The organism is Aquirufa sp. (genome assembly GCF_044377215.1).
In the GTDB taxonomy this organism is placed as follows: domain Bacteria; phylum Bacteroidota; class Bacteroidia; order Cytophagales; family Spirosomataceae; genus Aquirufa.
This window is the reverse complement of the sequence record NZ_JBILJM010000031.1, coordinates 1-16,118: the sequence shown is the minus strand read 5'-3', so window position 1 is coordinate 16,118 and position 16,118 is coordinate 1. Positions and strand designations below refer to the sequence as shown.

Annotated in this window: 14 protein-coding genes; 7 read left to right on the top strand and 7 right to left on the bottom strand. The window is 34.3% G+C overall.

What is annotated here, in order from left to right; all coding sequences use genetic code 11:
* Positions 1-2 precede the first annotated feature (2 nt).
* Genes rpe through ACIQ6T_RS09220 form a run of 4 tightly spaced genes read left to right on the top strand, consistent with a single transcriptional unit; the run spans position 3 to position 4,567 of the window.
* Complete coding sequence (rpe, locus tag ACIQ6T_RS09235) at positions 3-662, top strand: ribulose-phosphate 3-epimerase (RefSeq protein WP_395785682.1); 660 nt, start codon at positions 3-5, stop codon at positions 660-662.
* 4 nt (positions 663-666) lie between these two features.
* A complete protein-coding gene (locus tag ACIQ6T_RS09230) occupies positions 667-2,694 on the top strand; it encodes an OmpA family protein (RefSeq protein ID WP_395785680.1) in 2,028 nt (675 codons plus the stop codon).
* A complete protein-coding gene (locus tag ACIQ6T_RS09225; RefSeq protein WP_395785678.1) occupies positions 2,691-3,815 on the top strand; it encodes an acyltransferase family protein in 1,125 nt (374 codons plus the stop codon). Before ACIQ6T_RS09230 ends, ACIQ6T_RS09225 begins: the two co-directional genes overlap by 4 nt.
* Positions 3,815-4,567: a glycosyltransferase family 2 protein gene (locus ACIQ6T_RS09220; RefSeq protein ID WP_395785676.1), complete on the top strand. Its 753-nt coding sequence runs from the start codon at positions 3,815-3,817 to the stop codon at positions 4,565-4,567. The genes ACIQ6T_RS09225 and ACIQ6T_RS09220 overlap by 1 nt, the downstream gene beginning before the upstream one ends.
* 40 nt (positions 4,568-4,607) lie before the next feature.
* Here ACIQ6T_RS09220 and ACIQ6T_RS09215 read toward each other — a convergent pair whose 3' ends face one another.
* Both ACIQ6T_RS09215 and ACIQ6T_RS09210 read right to left on the bottom strand, forming a co-directional pair.
* Positions 4,608-5,180 carry a carboxymuconolactone decarboxylase family protein gene (locus ACIQ6T_RS09215; RefSeq protein ID WP_395785674.1) on the bottom strand — a complete coding sequence of 191 codons (573 nt, stop codon included), beginning with the start codon at positions 5,178-5,180 and terminating at the stop codon, positions 4,608-4,610.
* 48 nt (positions 5,181-5,228) lie between these two features.
* Positions 5,229-5,765, bottom strand: coding sequence for a peroxiredoxin (locus ACIQ6T_RS09210; RefSeq protein ID WP_395785709.1), 537 nt, complete (start codon positions 5,763-5,765; stop codon positions 5,229-5,231).
* A 119-nt stretch (positions 5,766-5,884) separates the two neighbouring features.
* On the opposite strand from ACIQ6T_RS09210, the gene ACIQ6T_RS09205 reads away from it, so the two are divergent.
* Positions 5,885-6,808, top strand: a complete 924-nt coding sequence (locus ACIQ6T_RS09205; RefSeq protein ID WP_395785672.1) for a LysR substrate-binding domain-containing protein — start codon at positions 5,885-5,887, stop codon at positions 6,806-6,808.
* Here the strand turns inward: ACIQ6T_RS09205 and ACIQ6T_RS09200 are convergent.
* Genes ACIQ6T_RS09200 through ACIQ6T_RS09185 form a run of 4 tightly spaced genes read right to left on the bottom strand, consistent with a single transcriptional unit; the run spans position 6,795 to position 13,016 of the window.
* Entirely contained in the window at positions 6,795-8,087 is a 1,293-nt protein-coding gene (locus ACIQ6T_RS09200; RefSeq protein ID WP_395785670.1) for an MFS transporter, read from the bottom strand. The two genes, ACIQ6T_RS09205 and ACIQ6T_RS09200, sit on opposite strands and share 14 nt — an antisense overlap.
* 15 nt (positions 8,088-8,102) lie before the next feature.
* Entirely contained in the window at positions 8,103-10,856 is a 2,754-nt protein-coding gene (locus tag ACIQ6T_RS09195; RefSeq protein WP_395785669.1) for a DNA gyrase/topoisomerase IV subunit A, read from the bottom strand.
* Between the two features lie 8 nt (positions 10,857-10,864).
* Positions 10,865-11,428: an NUDIX hydrolase gene (locus ACIQ6T_RS09190; RefSeq protein ID WP_395785667.1), complete on the bottom strand. Its 564-nt coding sequence runs from the start codon at positions 11,426-11,428 to the stop codon at positions 10,865-10,867.
* The gene (locus tag ACIQ6T_RS09185) at positions 11,421-13,016 is read right to left on the bottom strand and encodes an NAD(P)/FAD-dependent oxidoreductase (protein WP_395785665.1); all 1,596 of its coding nucleotides are present in this window, start codon (positions 13,014-13,016) and stop codon (positions 11,421-11,423) included. The genes ACIQ6T_RS09190 and ACIQ6T_RS09185 overlap by 8 nt, the downstream gene beginning before the upstream one ends.
* Positions 13,017-13,045: 29 nt before the next feature.
* Between ACIQ6T_RS09185 and ACIQ6T_RS09180 the strand changes: the two genes are divergently transcribed.
* Positions 13,046-14,965, top strand: a complete 1,920-nt coding sequence (locus ACIQ6T_RS09180) for a thioredoxin domain-containing protein (protein ID WP_395785663.1) — start codon at positions 13,046-13,048, stop codon at positions 14,963-14,965.
* Here ACIQ6T_RS09180 and ruvC read toward each other — a convergent pair.
* A complete protein-coding gene (ruvC, locus tag ACIQ6T_RS09175) occupies positions 14,958-15,530 on the bottom strand; it encodes a crossover junction endodeoxyribonuclease RuvC (RefSeq protein ID WP_395785661.1) in 573 nt (190 codons plus the stop codon). The two genes, ACIQ6T_RS09180 and ruvC, sit on opposite strands and share 8 nt — an antisense overlap.
* A gap of 13 nt (positions 15,531-15,543) precedes the next feature.
* Here ruvC and ACIQ6T_RS09170 point away from each other — a divergent pair.
* Positions 15,544-16,118 (top strand): polysaccharide deacetylase family protein (locus ACIQ6T_RS09170; protein ID WP_395785659.1); only part of this gene is annotated, 575 nt, incomplete at its 3' end.

Here is a 16,118-nt window from a genome sequence, read left to right as displayed (position 1 = left end):
AAATGGAAAAACTGATTATTGCACCTTCTGTATTGGCAGCGGATTTTGCCAATCTGCAAAATGAAACTTTGATGTTAAATTCATCAAAAGCTGCATGGATTCATATAGATATCATGGATGGTGTTTTTGTTCCGAATATATCATTTGGTTTTCCTGTTCTTCATGCAATTCAAAAACATACTTCTAAGTTTTTGGATGTTCATTTAATGATTGAAAAGCCAGAGCGCTATTTAAAGCAATTTGCAGATGCAGGTGCTAAAATGATTACTGTTCATTTAGAAGCTTGTCCACATATTCATCGGACTATTCAAGAGATTAAAGATCTTGGCTGTCTTGCTGGTATAGCTTTAAATCCAGGAACTCCTGTTTCTTTACTAAAGGATGTGATTAATGACATTGATTTAGTTTTAATCATGTCAGTTAACCCAGGGTTTGGCGGGCAAAAATTCATCCCTTATTCAGTTGATAAAGTTCGCGAAGCCAAAGAACTTATTCAGTTAACTGGTCGTCCTATTTATTTGGAAGTTGATGGTGGTGTTTCAATGCAAAACGCAGAATCTTTAATTGATGCTGGAGCCAATGTTCTAGTGGCTGGTAGTTTTGTTTTTTCATCTCCCAATCCATTAGAAACAATTTCAAACTTAGTACAGTTGGCTAAATAGATATATGTTTCTTCGCAAAGCATTCTTTTTAGGCGCATTGCTATTTGTGCAGTTTTACTCCCAGGGACAATCTGTACTTTGGGCAAGCAAAGTTGTTGCTTTTTCTAGTGAGTATTCTGATCAATTATTAGGTAAAGAATTTAGAGCTCTACATGCATTGGGAAGACCAAGTAAATACCCAAAGTTTGGTAATACAGCCAGCGCTTGGCAGTCGTTGACTCCTGATAATCCTAAAGGGGAATACTTAATTGTTTCTTTTGATAGTTTAAAGCAAATCAAACAAGTTGTTGTTTTCGAGAACTTTGGAGCTGGTTCATTAACGCGAATTGAAGCTTTTGATGAAAATAATAAGCTTTATATGTTAAGAGAATTTCCACCAAATTATGCGCAGTCGAATGGTCAGATTACACGTATTAAGCTAAATTCATTAACACCATTTAAAGTTAAATCGATTAAAATCACCTTGAATTCGGAACGTGTTAAAGGATTTAGTCAAATAGATGCTATAGCTATTTCAGATGATGATAAACCTATTGAGGCAAGTATCGCGTTAGAAAAAGATCCCAATGCTTATATGGTCAAGGAAAATTTAGGTCTGGCGATTAATTCCAAGTTTAATGAAATATGTCCAGTAGTCAGTCCGGATGGGAAATCACTCTATTTTACTCGATGGAAGCATCCTGAAAACTTAGGTAGTGCTAAAAACCAAGATATTTGGGTATCGCAGTTGGGTGATGATAAAAAATGGATGAAAGCTAGTTTATTCCCTGCGCCCATTAATAATGATGAAAATAATGCCGTTTGTGGAATTTCACCAAATGGGAAAACGATGTTATTAAATAATGTCTATGGGAAAGATGGTCAAATGGAAAAAGGGGTTTCTTTATCCTTTAAACTGCGAACAGGTGACTGGAGTTTTCCAAAGCCAATTAGAATCCAAAATTTCAAAAACAAATCAGAATACTCGGAATACACTTTAGCACCTAATGGTAAAATTCTTTTGATGACAACGGAGACCAAAGATTCTTATGGAGGTAAAGATATATATGTGTCATTTTTAAAGTCGGATGATACATGGACTGAGCCTAAAAATATTGGTCCCAATGTTAATTCTGGCGAATCTGAATCTACGCCATTTATAGCTCCTGATGGAGTTACTATGTATTTTTCTTCTAGCGGGCATGTTGGCTATGGGAATAATGACATTTTTTTAACGCGTAGATTAGATGATACGTGGTTAAATTGGTCTATCCCTGAAAATGTAGGTCCAATGGTTAATACAAATCAATGGGATGGTTATTTTTCTGTCTCAGCGCAAGGTGATTATGCCTATTTTAGTTCGGTTGAGAATTCGATGGGAGCTGAGGATATATATCGGATTAAAATTCCAGAAAAGGTAAAACCTCAGACCTTGGTACAATTTGCAGGTATGGTTGTCGATGTAACATCTAAAAAACCGTTGAATGCTAAAGTTGTGGTTAGGTCAACGATTAGTTCAGACACAATGGCTGTAGAATATGATCCTTATTTAGGAGATTTTTCATTTATGTGGCCAACGAAAAAGCCATTTCAAATAGAGATTAAATCAAAAGGTTATTTAACCAAAAGAGAAAAATTCGATTTTCGTAAGGAATCGAAGTATCTAGAATTAAATCGTGTAATTTCATTGATGCCATTAGAGGTAAATAAGCAATTTAAATTACCAACGTTGAATTTTGCACAAAGTAAAGCTGACATACAAAAAGATTCATTTGAAGCTTTAGACGGAATAGTCTTAATTTTAAAGGATAATCCTGTATATCATATCTTGATTGAAGGCCATACGGATTTACAAGGTGATTGGAATGAAAATTTACAATTGTCTGTTGACCGTGCTATTAAAGTTAAAGAGTATCTGATTTCTAAAGGAATTGAAAGTTCGCGCATTCAGACGAAAGGTTGGGGCGGAACGAAGCCAGTTTCTTCTAGTGTATTGGAGGATAAGCGTCGACTGAATAGACGTGTTGAATTTACATTATTTGTTAACGAATGATTTCAAGTAAGCCCGTATATTTTGAACAATTGAATGGGATTCGTTTCATTGCAGTGTTTCTTGTATTAATTGATCACTGGCTTATTCCGATTAATCCATTTTCATTTTTAGGACACTTAGGTGTTGTTATTTTCTTTGTGCTAAGTGGCTTTTTGATCACTAGAATTCTTTTTGAAAATGCTGAAAGTTGTCGGGCTAATCACTCTTCGCCTATTGTCAAAATGGCACGATTTATTTATCGTCGTTCGTTACGTATTTTTCCTATCTATTTCCTTTTACTAGCAATGGGAGCAATTTTCTCAATTTCTAATTTTAATCAATTAGTCTATTGGCTCATAACATACACCCCAAACATTTATATAATCGTAAACAATACTTGGATCGGTACCTGGGATCATTTATGGACACTGGCTGTTGAAGAACAGTATTATCTGTTTTTTCCTATGTTAATCTTATTTTCTTATGCTAGAAATTACTTCAAAATATTAGTTGGTATGATTTTGGTTGGTTTGGCATTTAGGTTCTTTTTTTTTCTTACTAATAGTCATGATTTTAAAGAGAATTTATGGTTTGTTGCTCACGTGAATACAATTTCGGCGTTAGATTCATTTGGTTTAGGTGGATTATTAGCCTATTTACATACGTACAAAAAAGATTTTTATGAAAGATTTTTCTCTAATTCTTACTATTTATTGTCAAGTATCTTTTTTTACTTCTTTGTTCTTATTCTTTCAAAGTACTCAAAATACGATCATGATAACATTTGGGCAATTGTATTTGAACGATTTTTTGCCGGATTGTTTTCTTTCTTTTTGATTGCTCAAGCAATCGGATCAAGATCTTGGATGCTAGGTCGTTTTTTAACGTTTTCTTGGGTTTCTTATATTGGTCAGATTTCCTATGGTATATACCTGTATCATAATGTGGTGTACAATTATTATCATGAAAAGGGAAATACTATTATTGGCTATTTAGCTTCATTCCTGCCAAATCTTAATGTAGAATTGCCTAATTTTATTCTTATAAAGTTTATTTTGAGTTTGATTATAGTGATAATCCTAGCTAGTTTTTCTTGGTTTTTTATTGAAAAGCCTATCAATCGTTTTAAAAATCGTATTTAATGGAAAGTCCTTTAGAATTGGTTATTGTAATTCCAGCCTATAATGAGGAAGCATGTATTCATGAAGTGGTACCTCATTGGATTAATGGAATTGCTGAAGTGATACCTAAGGATCAATTTAAATTGCTAGTTATTAATGATGGTTCTCGGGACAAAACGGGAGTTATTCTGGATGAATTAACAGGTCAATATCCTAATTTGATAGCTAAACATCAATTAAATGGTGGCCACGGAAATGCGATTTTCAATGGCTATAAAATGGCTGTTCAAATGAACCCAAATTTTGTTTTCCAAACAGATTCGGACGATCAATTTGTGCCAAGTGATTTTAAAAATTTCTGGGATAAACGAAATGAGTCGGATTTTGTGTTAGGTTTTCGCGAGGTTCGTAACGATGACCCGTTTCGACTCCTGATTACTCGAATTTTGAAATATTCATTGTTGTTCATTTATGGAACTTATATTCATGATGCCAATATTCCTTTTAGATTAATTCGGACTACTTTTTTAATCAAGTTATTAAAAGCATTACCAGAGCAAACACCTTTTGCTCCCAATATATTTTTATCTGTTTTAGCAAAGAAATCAGGTCATAAACTATTTAATATTCCTGTTCTACATAAAGAACGCGGGACAGGTGAAGTTTCGATTCGGCATATGAAATTATTGAAGGTTTGTTGGCAATCTTTCAAAGAACTAACTCAATTTCGCCTTCAGTTAAATAATTTAGTCAAAACAATAAAAAAAGGCTAATTCATTTCTGAATTAGCCTTTTTGCGTTCGTAAAAGTAAATTACAACAATACGATTAAGCTTTTAATAATTGCCGTTAATCGAATCGCATCTAAAATTCTCGCTTCTGTAGCTCCGTGATTTTTCACTGAAACTTCATGTGATTTCACACACATTTCACATCCATTTATGGCTGAAACAGTTAAGCTAGCTAATTCGAAAAATTCCTTCCCTAAAACAGGATTCATCATAATAGACATGCGAATTCCAGCTGGGGCAGTGTTATAATACTCCTTATCTACAAAATGTTTAAATCGGTAAAATATGTTATTCGCATTAAGTAGAGAAACTAACGCATGAATCTCATTGATTTCTGCTTCTGTTGCACCTTTACTCGTAGCCAATTCCGTTAAGGAATTAATAGTTCTTTCATGTTTTTGATTAACAGAAACAGCTAAGGCCAACAAGATAGCTTCCTTCTCATTTAATGTTTGCGCGCGTAATGCATTGGAAACATTAATTTTAAGATCTTTAATATAACGGTGATCAGCCTCATCTAACGCATCTAAAAGGGCGAAAGATTCTGTGGCAGGGATATTTATCTCTGCCAATAAGTTGTCTTTTGTCTCACTCATGGTTGTTGAATTAAATAGCCCCAGGGGATCCTGGGGCCATAAGAATAATTAAAGAGTAGCGTCTCCAGCTTTCCAGTTACATGGGCAAAGCTCATCAGTTTGTAAAGCATCTAAAACACGCAATACTTCGTCTACGTTACGTCCAACTGATAAGTCATTGGCAGAAGCCCAACGGATAATACCATCTTGGTCAGCAATATAAGTTACACGGTATGCTACCTTCTCGCCTTCTGTTAAGATTCCTAATTCTTCAGCTAAGCTTTTTGATGTATCAGCTAACATTGGGAATTTTAGTCCACGTAAATCATCGTGATCCCTTCTCCATGCCGCATGAACGAATTCTGAATCTGTAGAAGCACCGATTAACGAAGCATCACGATCAGCAAAATCTCCTGCACGACGATTGAACTCAGCAATTTCTGTAGGGCATACAAAAGTAAAATCTTTTGGCCACCAGAACATCACTAACCACTTTCCGTTTTTTTTGTGATCTTCAGAAGTAATGGTTGCAAACTCTTTTCCTTGCTCTAAGGAAACAACTGCAGTTTTTGAAAATGTAGGAAATTGGCTTCCTAAGCCTAACATGTAATTTGCCATTTTTATGTTTGTTTATAAATTTCTTAAAATAATGGTGCAAATATGCAGGTTCTAATATTATCAATCAAATCTATATTTTTTATATTTGTATAAGTAAAAATTATAATATGACTATTACGCAACTAGAGTACATTGTTGCTCTCGCTGATCTGAAAAGTTTTTCGAAAGCAGCTGACTTTTGTTGTGTTTCACAACCTAGTTTAAGTATGCAGGTACAAAAACTGGAGGATGAGTTAAATTTGACTTTGTTTATTAGGCGAGCCAAACCTCTGGAGCCTACTGTTGAGGCGCTAGATATAATTAGTAAAGCTAGAATTATTCTAGCTGAAAGTAAATCTATTCTCTCTTTGACTAAAGAGTGGTCTAATTCAGTTAACGGTCATTTGGCTATAGGTGTAATTCCAACTATTGCACCTTATTTAATGCCTAAATTCTTAGCTGATTTTCAAATTAAACATCCTGATTTAGATATTAGTATTTCTGAAACGACAACAGAAAATATTAAACGTGATATTGCTTCAGGTAAATTGGATATTGGAATTTTGGTTACCCCACTACAAAGTGATCTTGTCGAGTTGCCTCTATATTATGAGGAATTATTTCTTTATTCAAATGTTTGGGAAGATGATGGATCAAAACTTAAATCTGAATTAGATCCTACAAAATTATGGCTATTAGAAGAAGGACATTGTTTAAGTAATCAAGTCAATTCAATTTGTAATATAAAGGCCGGCTCACACATGGGCGCAAATTTAACGTATCAAACAGGTAGTTTAGAAACGATAGTTCGCTTGGCCGATTTAGGATTTGGCCAAACGATAATTCCACAGATGTTTTTAGATTATATAGATAATAAATTGAAAGAAAAGGTCCACAACTTACCCTCTCCCATTCCAGTTCGAGAAGTATCACTAGTTCATGCTAAATCATATTCTAGAAAAGCGATTATTAAAGCTTTGCAATTAGAGATACTGGGTCATATTCCTATCTCATGGAAATCGGCAAATAACCGTTCAATTATCCCAATATAAGCGAATTAGATTTTGATCTGATTATTTTAACAAGGAAATAGAGGCTTAGCATAAATACAACACCTAGTACCAGAATACCATTACGCATATTTCCAGTTAATTGAATAATTAACCCAAAAATAAAAGTTCCCAATACAGTGGATAGGCGATCACAGACATCATAAAAACTAAAATATGAGGCTGTGTCTTTCTCTCCTGCTGGGCATAACTTGGCAAATGTTGCTCGGCTCATGGATTGAATTCCACCCATGACGAAACCAATACCACTGGCAAGTAGATAAAAGTTCATTTGGTTCTTTACCGTATAGGCAAAACCGCATATTAAAATCCAAACGCAAACAATCAAAAATAGCCCTTGAATGTTTCCAATTTTTGATGACAGTTTTGCGCAAAAATAAGCGCCAGGTATAGCAATTAATTGAATCAGCAAAATGGTTATAATTAATGCATCCGTTGGCAAATGCAATTCTTCTGAACCAAATAAGGCTCCTAAATACATGACCGTTTGAGCACCAAGGTTAAATAAAAAGAAACTAGACAAAAAGGAACGTATTGTTTCATTTTGTTTTATTTCATCATAAACATGGGACAATTCTTTCCAACCACCTAACCAAAAACTCTCTTTCTTATTATTGGTATTACTTTTTGGTAAATAATGAAATGGTATTTGTGAAAATATGAACCACCACAACCCTACGCTAAGAAAAGATATTCTTGAAGCTAAATCTCCAGAGATATTCCCATACCATTGAGGCATTAGAACCATAGATAAATTTTGCAGTAGTAGAATAACACTGCCAATGTAACCATACGTAAATCCACGCGCGCTTAATTCATCAAATCGATCAGGAGTTGCGATTTGCGGTAAAAAGGAATTGTAAAAAACCATACTTCCGCCCCAGCCAATAATTGAAAAAAGGAATCCAAAGGTGCCAATGTAGTAGTTGCCTTTTTCAAAGAAAAAAAGCATCATGCAGCTTATAGAGCCTAAATAACAAAAGAATTTCATAAACCCTTTTCGTGTGCCTTGATAGTCGGCAATACCAGATAAAAGAGGCATTAATAGAGCCAATATTAGAAATGCAGCTGAAATGGTATATGAAAATACGGCAGTGTTGACTAGTTCCAATCCAAAGAAATTAATCTCCTTGGAATTATTGACCATAACTGCAGCAATCGGAAAATAAATTGGGAAAATCGCAGAAGTTATTGTCAACGAATGAACTGAATTAGCCCAATCATAAAATGCCCATGCGCGTAATACCTTGGGGTTATTCATGTTCAACGTTTTAAATTAAAATAAACCTAATTGTTCACCTTTATTAGCTTCTTTGGGTATCGAATCAGTTGAATAGTTTTTAATTTCTAAAGGAATATCCTCGATTTCATTCGTAAGAACTTCACCTTTTATGGTTAAAGGAATATCTTCAACATCAACAGTAGGTATAACTTCTAACTCATTAGTTATGTCCGAATCAGATCCCTCTTCCATGGTAACCTCAATAATAGTTTCTGGCTCAATTACTGCAACATGTTCTACAATTTGAATAGCTACCGGTTCAGGTGATTGGGCCTCTGTTTCAATAAATTCTATGTCAACTAATTTAGTATAATTTAATTTACTCCCGATTGCCTTCCATCCTCTTAATTCTACTAATTCATCAATTGGAACTAGTAAAATTTCATTGGTTTTTCCGTCTGGCTTATGTTTGATTTGAACATTAGGCGAATAATTATCAGAAGCTGCCAATAAATTTGATGCTTTATGATCAGAGATGAAAAGGAATTTTTTATCAATCGTTGAAGTTTCAATCTTAAATCTCTTTATGAAATGGGACTTGTTTGAACCATCATAATATATAGCTGAAATGATGCCATTTGGATTAAATAACTTTAAATATAGAATTTCTTCTGCTGGATAACGATTAGTCAATTCAAAATTTGTAAGCTCGTAATTTCCTGATTTATATATACTAAGTATTAAGTCGGTAGGCTGGAAATTACCTATGTAATCACCATGCTGGTCTCTGTTTAATCTACCTATAGTTGGGTCATACCAAATATCTACACCGCCCAAAGTAGAAACTCCAGCACTTTTTTGTATAATTTTTCTTACTGGATATTTAGTTAAAACGTTTCCTAAAGACTCTCGTCCTTTGATGGCTAATTTGGCAAAATCATAATCAAATTGTTTGATTTTAGCAGTACAATTAGCCGTTAAACTGATGCTGATAACTTCAGCCTCACCATTTTCATTGGCAGAAAAATAGGTGATTTTAGATTTAGCATCAGCACCAACTACGCGATATTCGCGATCGCGGGTAACTGACGTTACCTTAAATCTTTTGATGTAGGAAACTCCAGATTTGCCGTCGGCATAAACTAAATTATAAACCTTTCGGTCATCATTCTTTTTAAATACGGAAACATAGAGTACATCTTTGCCAACAAATACTTTTTCTTGAATTTTTGTGACAACACATGTGCCATTTTGTCTAAATACAATGATATCGTCAATATCAGAACAATCCATCACGTACTCGTCTTTTTTGAGGCTATAACCAATAAAACCATCAGCTCTATTTACATAAAGTTTTTGATTAGCAGCTGCAACGACAGTAGCCGAAATAGTGTTAAAACCTTGAATTTCTGTTTTACGTTCTCTCCCCTTACCATATTTCTGAAGCAAGTTTTTGAAGTAATTAATAGCGTACCTAACCAAATTAGCTAAGTTGTCTTCTACTTCAGCTAATTCTTCAAGAAGTCGCTTCATTAATTCATCAGCCTTGAAACTGTCGAATTTTGAGATCCTTTTGATTCTAATTTCAAGTAGACGCAATATATCTTCTTCCGTTATTTCACGGTAAAAATCCTTCTTAAATGGATCTAATCCTTTGTCAACTGTTTCAATGACTAATTCAAATGTTTCACATTCTTCAATTTGACGATAAATCCGATTTTCAATAAATATTTTCTCTAATGAGCTAAATAACAAGCGCTCCATTAATTCGTTTTTACGAATTTCTAGTTCTTGTTTAAGTAAGTCTACTGTTTGTGATGTACTAACTTTTAGTATTTCAGCTATACCGATGAAATGAGGTTTATCTTCAACAATTACACAGGCATTTGGCGAAATGGAAACTTCACAATCAGTAAATGCATATAGCGCATCAATAGTAACATCTGGAGAAATTCCTGGTGCTAATTGTATTTGAATTTCAACCTCTTTTGCTGTGTTATCGATAACCTTTTTTATTTTTATTTTTCCTGTATCATTGGCCTTAATGATTGAATCAATTAAGGAAGTTGTCGTAGTAGTGTAAGGTATTTCTTTGATTATAAGCGTTTTTTTATCCAATTCCTCAATACGAGCTCGTACACGAATTCTTCCTCCACGTAATCCATCGTTATAGTTTGAAGCATCCATAAGTCCACCAAATTGAAAATCTGGCAGCAATTCAACTTTCTTATTATTTAATAAATCAATTGAAGCCTGTAGGATTTCACAAAAATTATGAGGCATGATTTTTGTTGCTAAACCAACAGCAATACCTTCTACTCCTTGGGCTAATAATAATGGAAATTTTATAGGCAGCGTTATGGGCTCCTTTTTTCGACCATCATATGATAATTGCCAATTTGTGGTTTGATCATTGAAAACAACATCATTTGCAAATTTTGATAATCTAACTTCGATGTAACGAGCTGCAGCAGCACTGTCACCAGTACGATTGTCTCCCCAGTTTCCTTGGCAATCGAACAACAATTCTTTTTGTCCTAGATTAACTAATGCGTCGTTAATTGAGGCATCTCCATGTGGGTGATACTGCATGGTTTGACCAATAACATTTGCCACTTTATTGAAACGGCCATCATCCATTTCCTTTAATGCATGAAGTATACGTCTTTGTACTGGCTTTAAACCATCACCTACTGCTGGCACTGCACGTTCAAGAATAACATAAGAGGCATATTCTAAGAACCAATTTTCATACATTCCTGCTACTGCAATTTGATTCTGTAATTCGCCTTCTATTTGCTCGCTCATATAAATTTCTAATCAACTAATTTAATATACTGATAAATGATTAATGCTGTAGCACCCCAAATATCTTGACCTTCAAATGCATATCGTGGGGAATCAACTGGCTCTCCATTATAATGTATTTCATGAAAATTTAATTGGGCTGGGTCCTTGAAAAAGGATACAGGTATTTCAAAAATACGATTTATTTCTCTTTTATTAATAGTAAAATTTAGCTTTTTATCTATTTCAATATAATAAGGTTGTATCCAATAATTTGAAATTGGAATCCAATGTGGATTCAAAGATTTTAATCTAGATATTTCAATTTCAATACCTAACTCCTCTTTAATTTCTCTTTGAGCAGTGTAAAGAAGATCAGGATCTGATTGATCTTTCTTTCCTCCTGGGAAAGCCATTTGTTCACTATGATGTCCATCATATTTTGAGCGTTTTATAAAAATAATTCGATCGCCTAATTCATCATTCTTTAATTTAATTAGTACAACTGAGGCTAGATTAGCATTTTCCTTTATACTAGTAGCCTCGGGAATTTGATTAATTAGTCCTATAATTTTCTCAAATCGATTATGCATATTTTAGTTTAATTCTGATGGCTTCAGCACATCTTATTCCATCTATTGCGGCAGACATAATTCCTCCTGCATAGCCTGCACCTTCACCACATGGGTATAAACCAGTTATTTCCGTATGTTCCAAAGTTATTGGGTCACGAGGTATTTTTACGGGAGATGAAGTTCTACTTTCTAGGCCAATCAATTGACCTAAATTACCACCAAAGCCCTTTATTTTTCGATCAAAATCCTGTAAACCTTGTGCAAGCGGTTCTGCAATAAAATCAGGTAAAAATGTTCTTATATCCCCTGGTATCAACCCCGGTATATACGATGTTTGATTTGTAGTTTGGCTAACTTTTCCTTTAATAAAATCTCCAGTTAATTGAGAAATTGCTTGTTGGGTTCCTCCAGCTAATTTATTTGCCTTTTGTTCTAGGTTTTCTTGTAAGTACATTCCTGCCAACACACCATAATCTCGGTAATCTTTGTAATCCTCTGGTGCGATACTGACAACAATACCTGAATTCGCATATTTTGAATCTCGCCGCGAAGGTGACATACCATTGACAACAACCTGATTTTGTGCGGTCGCTGAAGGTACTATAAATCCACCCGGACACATGCAAAATGAAAAGACACCTCGTTGAATACCATTATATTTAGTTTGTGTTACTAAACTAAATGAAGCTGGTGGTAAATATTCTGGACGAGAAGTTAATTTGTATTGACACGTGTCTATTAATGATTGCGTATGTTCAATGCGCACACCCATTGCAAAGGGTTTTTGTTCAACTTTAATTTTTTTGTCAACTAAATGCTGGAAAATATCTCTGGCGGAATGACCAGTTGCTAAGATTAGTTGGTCGGCTTGAAATTCTTTACCACTTTCAGTAACTATTCCCTTCACCTTAAAATTATCGATCAATATGTCAACTACTTTTTCTTTGAAATGGACTTCGCCGCCACATTCGATAATTGCTTCTCGCATGGCAGAGATGATTCCTGGTAGTTTGTTTGTTCCGATGTGGGGATGCGCTTCATAAAGTATATTCTTATTAGCCCCATAAGCTACAAATGTCTCTAATACAGCGTCTATATCCCCCCTCTTCGTACTACGTGTATAAAGTTTACCATCAGAATACGTTCCAGCGCCACCTTCGCCAAAGCAATAATTACTTTCAGAATTAACCACATTATGTTTGTTGATTGCAGCTAAATCTCTTCTTCTATCACGTACATTATTTCCTCGTTCAATTATAATAGGTTTGATTCCTGATTTGATTAAAGTTAATGCGGCAAACAAGCCAGCCGGTCCACTACCTATGATTAGTACGGTTGGTGCATTTGATTTTAGTTTGTTTGTTACTTGGCGTGAATTTAAATCAAATGAAAAATCATGTTCTATTGGATAAAATCCAATTTTTACATTTGTTTTTAATTGTCGGCTACGCGCATCAATAGATTTTTTTTCAATACGATACTGACATGTATTTAATAGCTTTGCTCCTACTTCTACCAATAAAAATTGGTGAAGCAATTCTGGGGAATGTGCCGTTTCAGGATTTAGAATAAATGATTTATATTCAGGCATAAATAATGTTTCCACAAAAGTACTAATCTATTTCAATCTACGTGATGAATCAATTACAAAACCAAGTAAGTCCTTATTTATTGCAACACAAAGATAATCCAGTTCATTGGCTACCGTGGGGAAAGGAAGCATTAGATTTAGCGACTAGATTAGATAAACCAATTATATTAAGTATTGGATATGCAGCATGTCATTGGTGTCACGTCATGGAGCATGAGTCATTTGAAAATCAACAAGTGGCTGATCTAATGAACGAACATTTTATTTGTATTAAAGTAGATCGCGAAGAACGACCAGATATTGATCATATTTACATGGATGCGCTGCATCAAATGGGTGTTTCTGGAGGCTGGCCATTGAATGTTTTTTTAATGCCTGATCAAAAACCTTTTTATGGAGGAACCTATTTTCCTAAGTCGAATTGGCTTCAATTGTTAAACTCTATTCAATCTGCCTTTCAAAATCACAAAGAAGAGTTACAGCAATCTGCTGATGGCTTTGCGGCTAATTTAGAAGATAAATCCATTGGTTTGTATCCCATCGAATTGAATGATTTAACACCAATTATTCCTGATGTACTAACGAAAATAAGTAAATATTTAGATCCTATTTATGGGGGTATTCAAAAAGCTCCCAAGTTTCCACTTCCTTCCTTAGGCTTATTTTTAGAGTCAATACCAGAAAAATTAGCCACAAATCTTGGTATATATATTCATTCGGATAGACAATTGGAAAAAATGGCTCAAGGAGGTATATATGATCAAGTTGGTGGTGGATTTTCTAGATATTCCGTTGATTCTGAATGGTTCTGCCCACATTTTGAGAAGATGTTATATGATAATGCACAATTAGTCTTCGTCTATTCCAAAGCTTATGAAAGAACTTCAAATCTGATATTTGAAGAAGTAGTTAAAAATACGATTGGGTTTTTAAATCGAGAATTAAGGGATAGTTCTGGTTTATATTTTGCATCTCTAGATGCTGATAGTGAAGGTATTGAAGGACAATTTTATGTATGGGAATTTGACGAATTAAATTCTATTTTACCCTATGAAAAGCATGCTCCTTTCTATCAAGTTTTTCAAATTAAGCGTACGGGTAATTGGGAAGAAAATAAAAATATATTATTCAAGAATCATTCTGTTTTAAATGTAGTTTACGAGAAGGAACTACAAACATTGGCAACCATCAGAGCTAAAAGAATTAGGCCGCAAACAGATACAAAATTATTATTGGCATGGAACGCCATGTTAGGATCTGGTTTAGTGCAGGCGAGTAAAGGTTTGAATAATCAAGAATTCCTAGAAAATGCTATTGCATTAGAGGAATCAATGATTGGCTTTTGGGATATAAAAAGCAATCTATTATTACATCAAATCTCATATTCAAATCAACCGATTTATGCATTTTTAGATGATTATGGTGCTTATGGATTGTTTTTAATTCATTTGTATAATGAAACTGCTAAAGTAATCTATTTAGAAAAACTACGAAAAATAGTTAATGGTGTATACCAAAATCATGACCAATTGAATAGTTTATTTAGTTTTCAATCTAATTTGAATGCAGCATTGATTTCTAATAAGTACGAGATTACAGATTCGGTCATGCCTGCTTCTAATTCGATGCTTTGTGAATTATTCTTTTGGTCTGGTATTTTGTTAAACGATGTCACATATACTTTACGAGCAAAAGATATGTTGGCCGCTGTTCTTGAACAAGCAGCAGCTAATCCACTTTATCATGCCAACTGGCTTCGAGTATATGCTGAATGGAGTGAAAATCCGCGAGCTATGGTGAAATATAATCCAATTAAGTTTGCAAAAAATGATTTGCCAGATTTACGCGTTACTTGGGTTCCTATTTTAGATCAATCTCATTCATTTTTGCTTTGCATTGGGGATCGTTGTTTGTCTCCGTGTGAAAGTATAGATGATTTATTGGCTCAATTCAAATCTATTTAATTCGATCAGGATTTTCATTGACAAAAGCGCCCCAACCCTTCTGCGTACCTTTAACAGAAGAAGTTAAATTCTTTGAATGAAAGTGATGGCAAATAGCAATGCCTAGTGCATCTGTTGCATCATGAAGTTTGCTTTCTAGTTTAATACCACTAATGATTTCAACCATCTTGGAAACTTGTTCTTTGGATGCATTTCCATTTCCGGTAACTGATTGTTTCACTTTTTTAGGTTCGTATTCTGTTATGGGAATTTGTTTAGAATATGAAAGTGACATGACCATACCTTGAACACGTCCTAATTTTAACATTGATTGGACATTTTTGCCAAAAAATGGCGATTCAATCGCTATTTCGTCTGGCATAAATTCTTCTAATAGATGCAAAACGCGTTCATGTATTTTTAGAAACTTGGCGCCCTGGGTAGTGTACTTAGTTAAATTAAGAACACCATACTGCAAAATGGTCACTTGATCTTTGTGCGTTCTTATAAGACCATAACCTAAATACCGAGTACCAGGGTCAATGCCTAATATTATTTTTTCTGCACTAAGGTTTGTATTTTGCATGATAATTTCGCGTATGTTCATTCATCAAATACCTGCTATCATTCCAAAGGTCTTGCCTAAATTAACGTGGCAATATCAGACTAGAGATGATTCTCGCGAGGTATATTTTACTTTTGACGACGGTCCTACACCTGAAATTACCAATTTTGTATTGGATTGTTTAGATACTTACTCATTCAAAGCTACTTTTTTTTGTATTGGAAAAAATATGTTGGCTTATCCTGAGCTCGTTCAAGTAATTATTGATAAAGGCCATAGTATTGGAAATCATACCATGAATCATGCGAATGCTTGGAAGTATAAACATCAATCTTACATTCACGATTACCAAAGTTGTCTAGATGTAATTCAAAGTTTCGGTGTTAATTGTGTAGGTTTTCGTCCACCTTATGGAAGAATAACTAATTACATTTATCACCAAATCAGTCAACTGGAGCCCGTATATATGTGGACATATTTATCTGGAGATTATAATAAGGATTTATCTCCTAGTGATATATTACGGTCAGCGAAGCAGTCAATTAAACCTGGATGTATTTTAGTCTTTCATGATAGCGTTAAAGCGTTTCCACGATTGCAAGTGGTAAT

Bases quoted from the DNA above. Each gene is read 5' to 3' on its own strand.
- ACIQ6T_RS09200 (WP_395785670.1), bottom strand. From the start codon at position 8,087: ATGAATAACCCCAAGGTATTACGCGCATGGGCATTTTATGATTGGGCT.
- ACIQ6T_RS09230 (WP_395785680.1), top strand. From the start codon at position 667: ATGTTTCTTCGCAAAGCATTCTTTTTAGGCGCATTGCTATTTGTGCAG.
- ACIQ6T_RS09225 (WP_395785678.1), top strand. From the start codon at position 2,691: ATGATTTCAAGTAAGCCCGTATATTTTGAACAATTGAATGGGATTCGT.
- ACIQ6T_RS09195 (WP_395785669.1), bottom strand. From the start codon at position 10,856: ATGAGCGAGCAAATAGAAGGCGAATTACAGAATCAAATTGCAGTAGCA.
- ACIQ6T_RS09205 (WP_395785672.1), top strand. From the start codon at position 5,885: ATGACTATTACGCAACTAGAGTACATTGTTGCTCTCGCTGATCTGAAA.
- ACIQ6T_RS09215 (WP_395785674.1), bottom strand. From the start codon at position 5,180: ATGAGTGAGACAAAAGACAACTTATTGGCAGAGATAAATATCCCTGCC.
- ACIQ6T_RS09220 (WP_395785676.1), top strand. From the start codon at position 3,815: ATGGAAAGTCCTTTAGAATTGGTTATTGTAATTCCAGCCTATAATGAG.
- ruvC (WP_395785661.1), bottom strand. From the start codon at position 15,530: ATGCAAAATACAAACCTTAGTGCAGAAAAAATAATATTAGGCATTGAC.
- ACIQ6T_RS09180 (WP_395785663.1), top strand. From the start codon at position 13,046: ATGAATCAATTACAAAACCAAGTAAGTCCTTATTTATTGCAACACAAA.
- ACIQ6T_RS09190 (WP_395785667.1), bottom strand. From the start codon at position 11,428: ATGCATAATCGATTTGAGAAAATTATAGGACTAATTAATCAAATTCCC.
- rpe (WP_395785682.1), top strand. From the start codon at position 3: ATGGAAAAACTGATTATTGCACCTTCTGTATTGGCAGCGGATTTTGCC.
- ACIQ6T_RS09210 (WP_395785709.1), bottom strand. From the start codon at position 5,765: ATGTTAGGCTTAGGAAGCCAATTTCCTACATTTTCAAAAACTGCAGTT.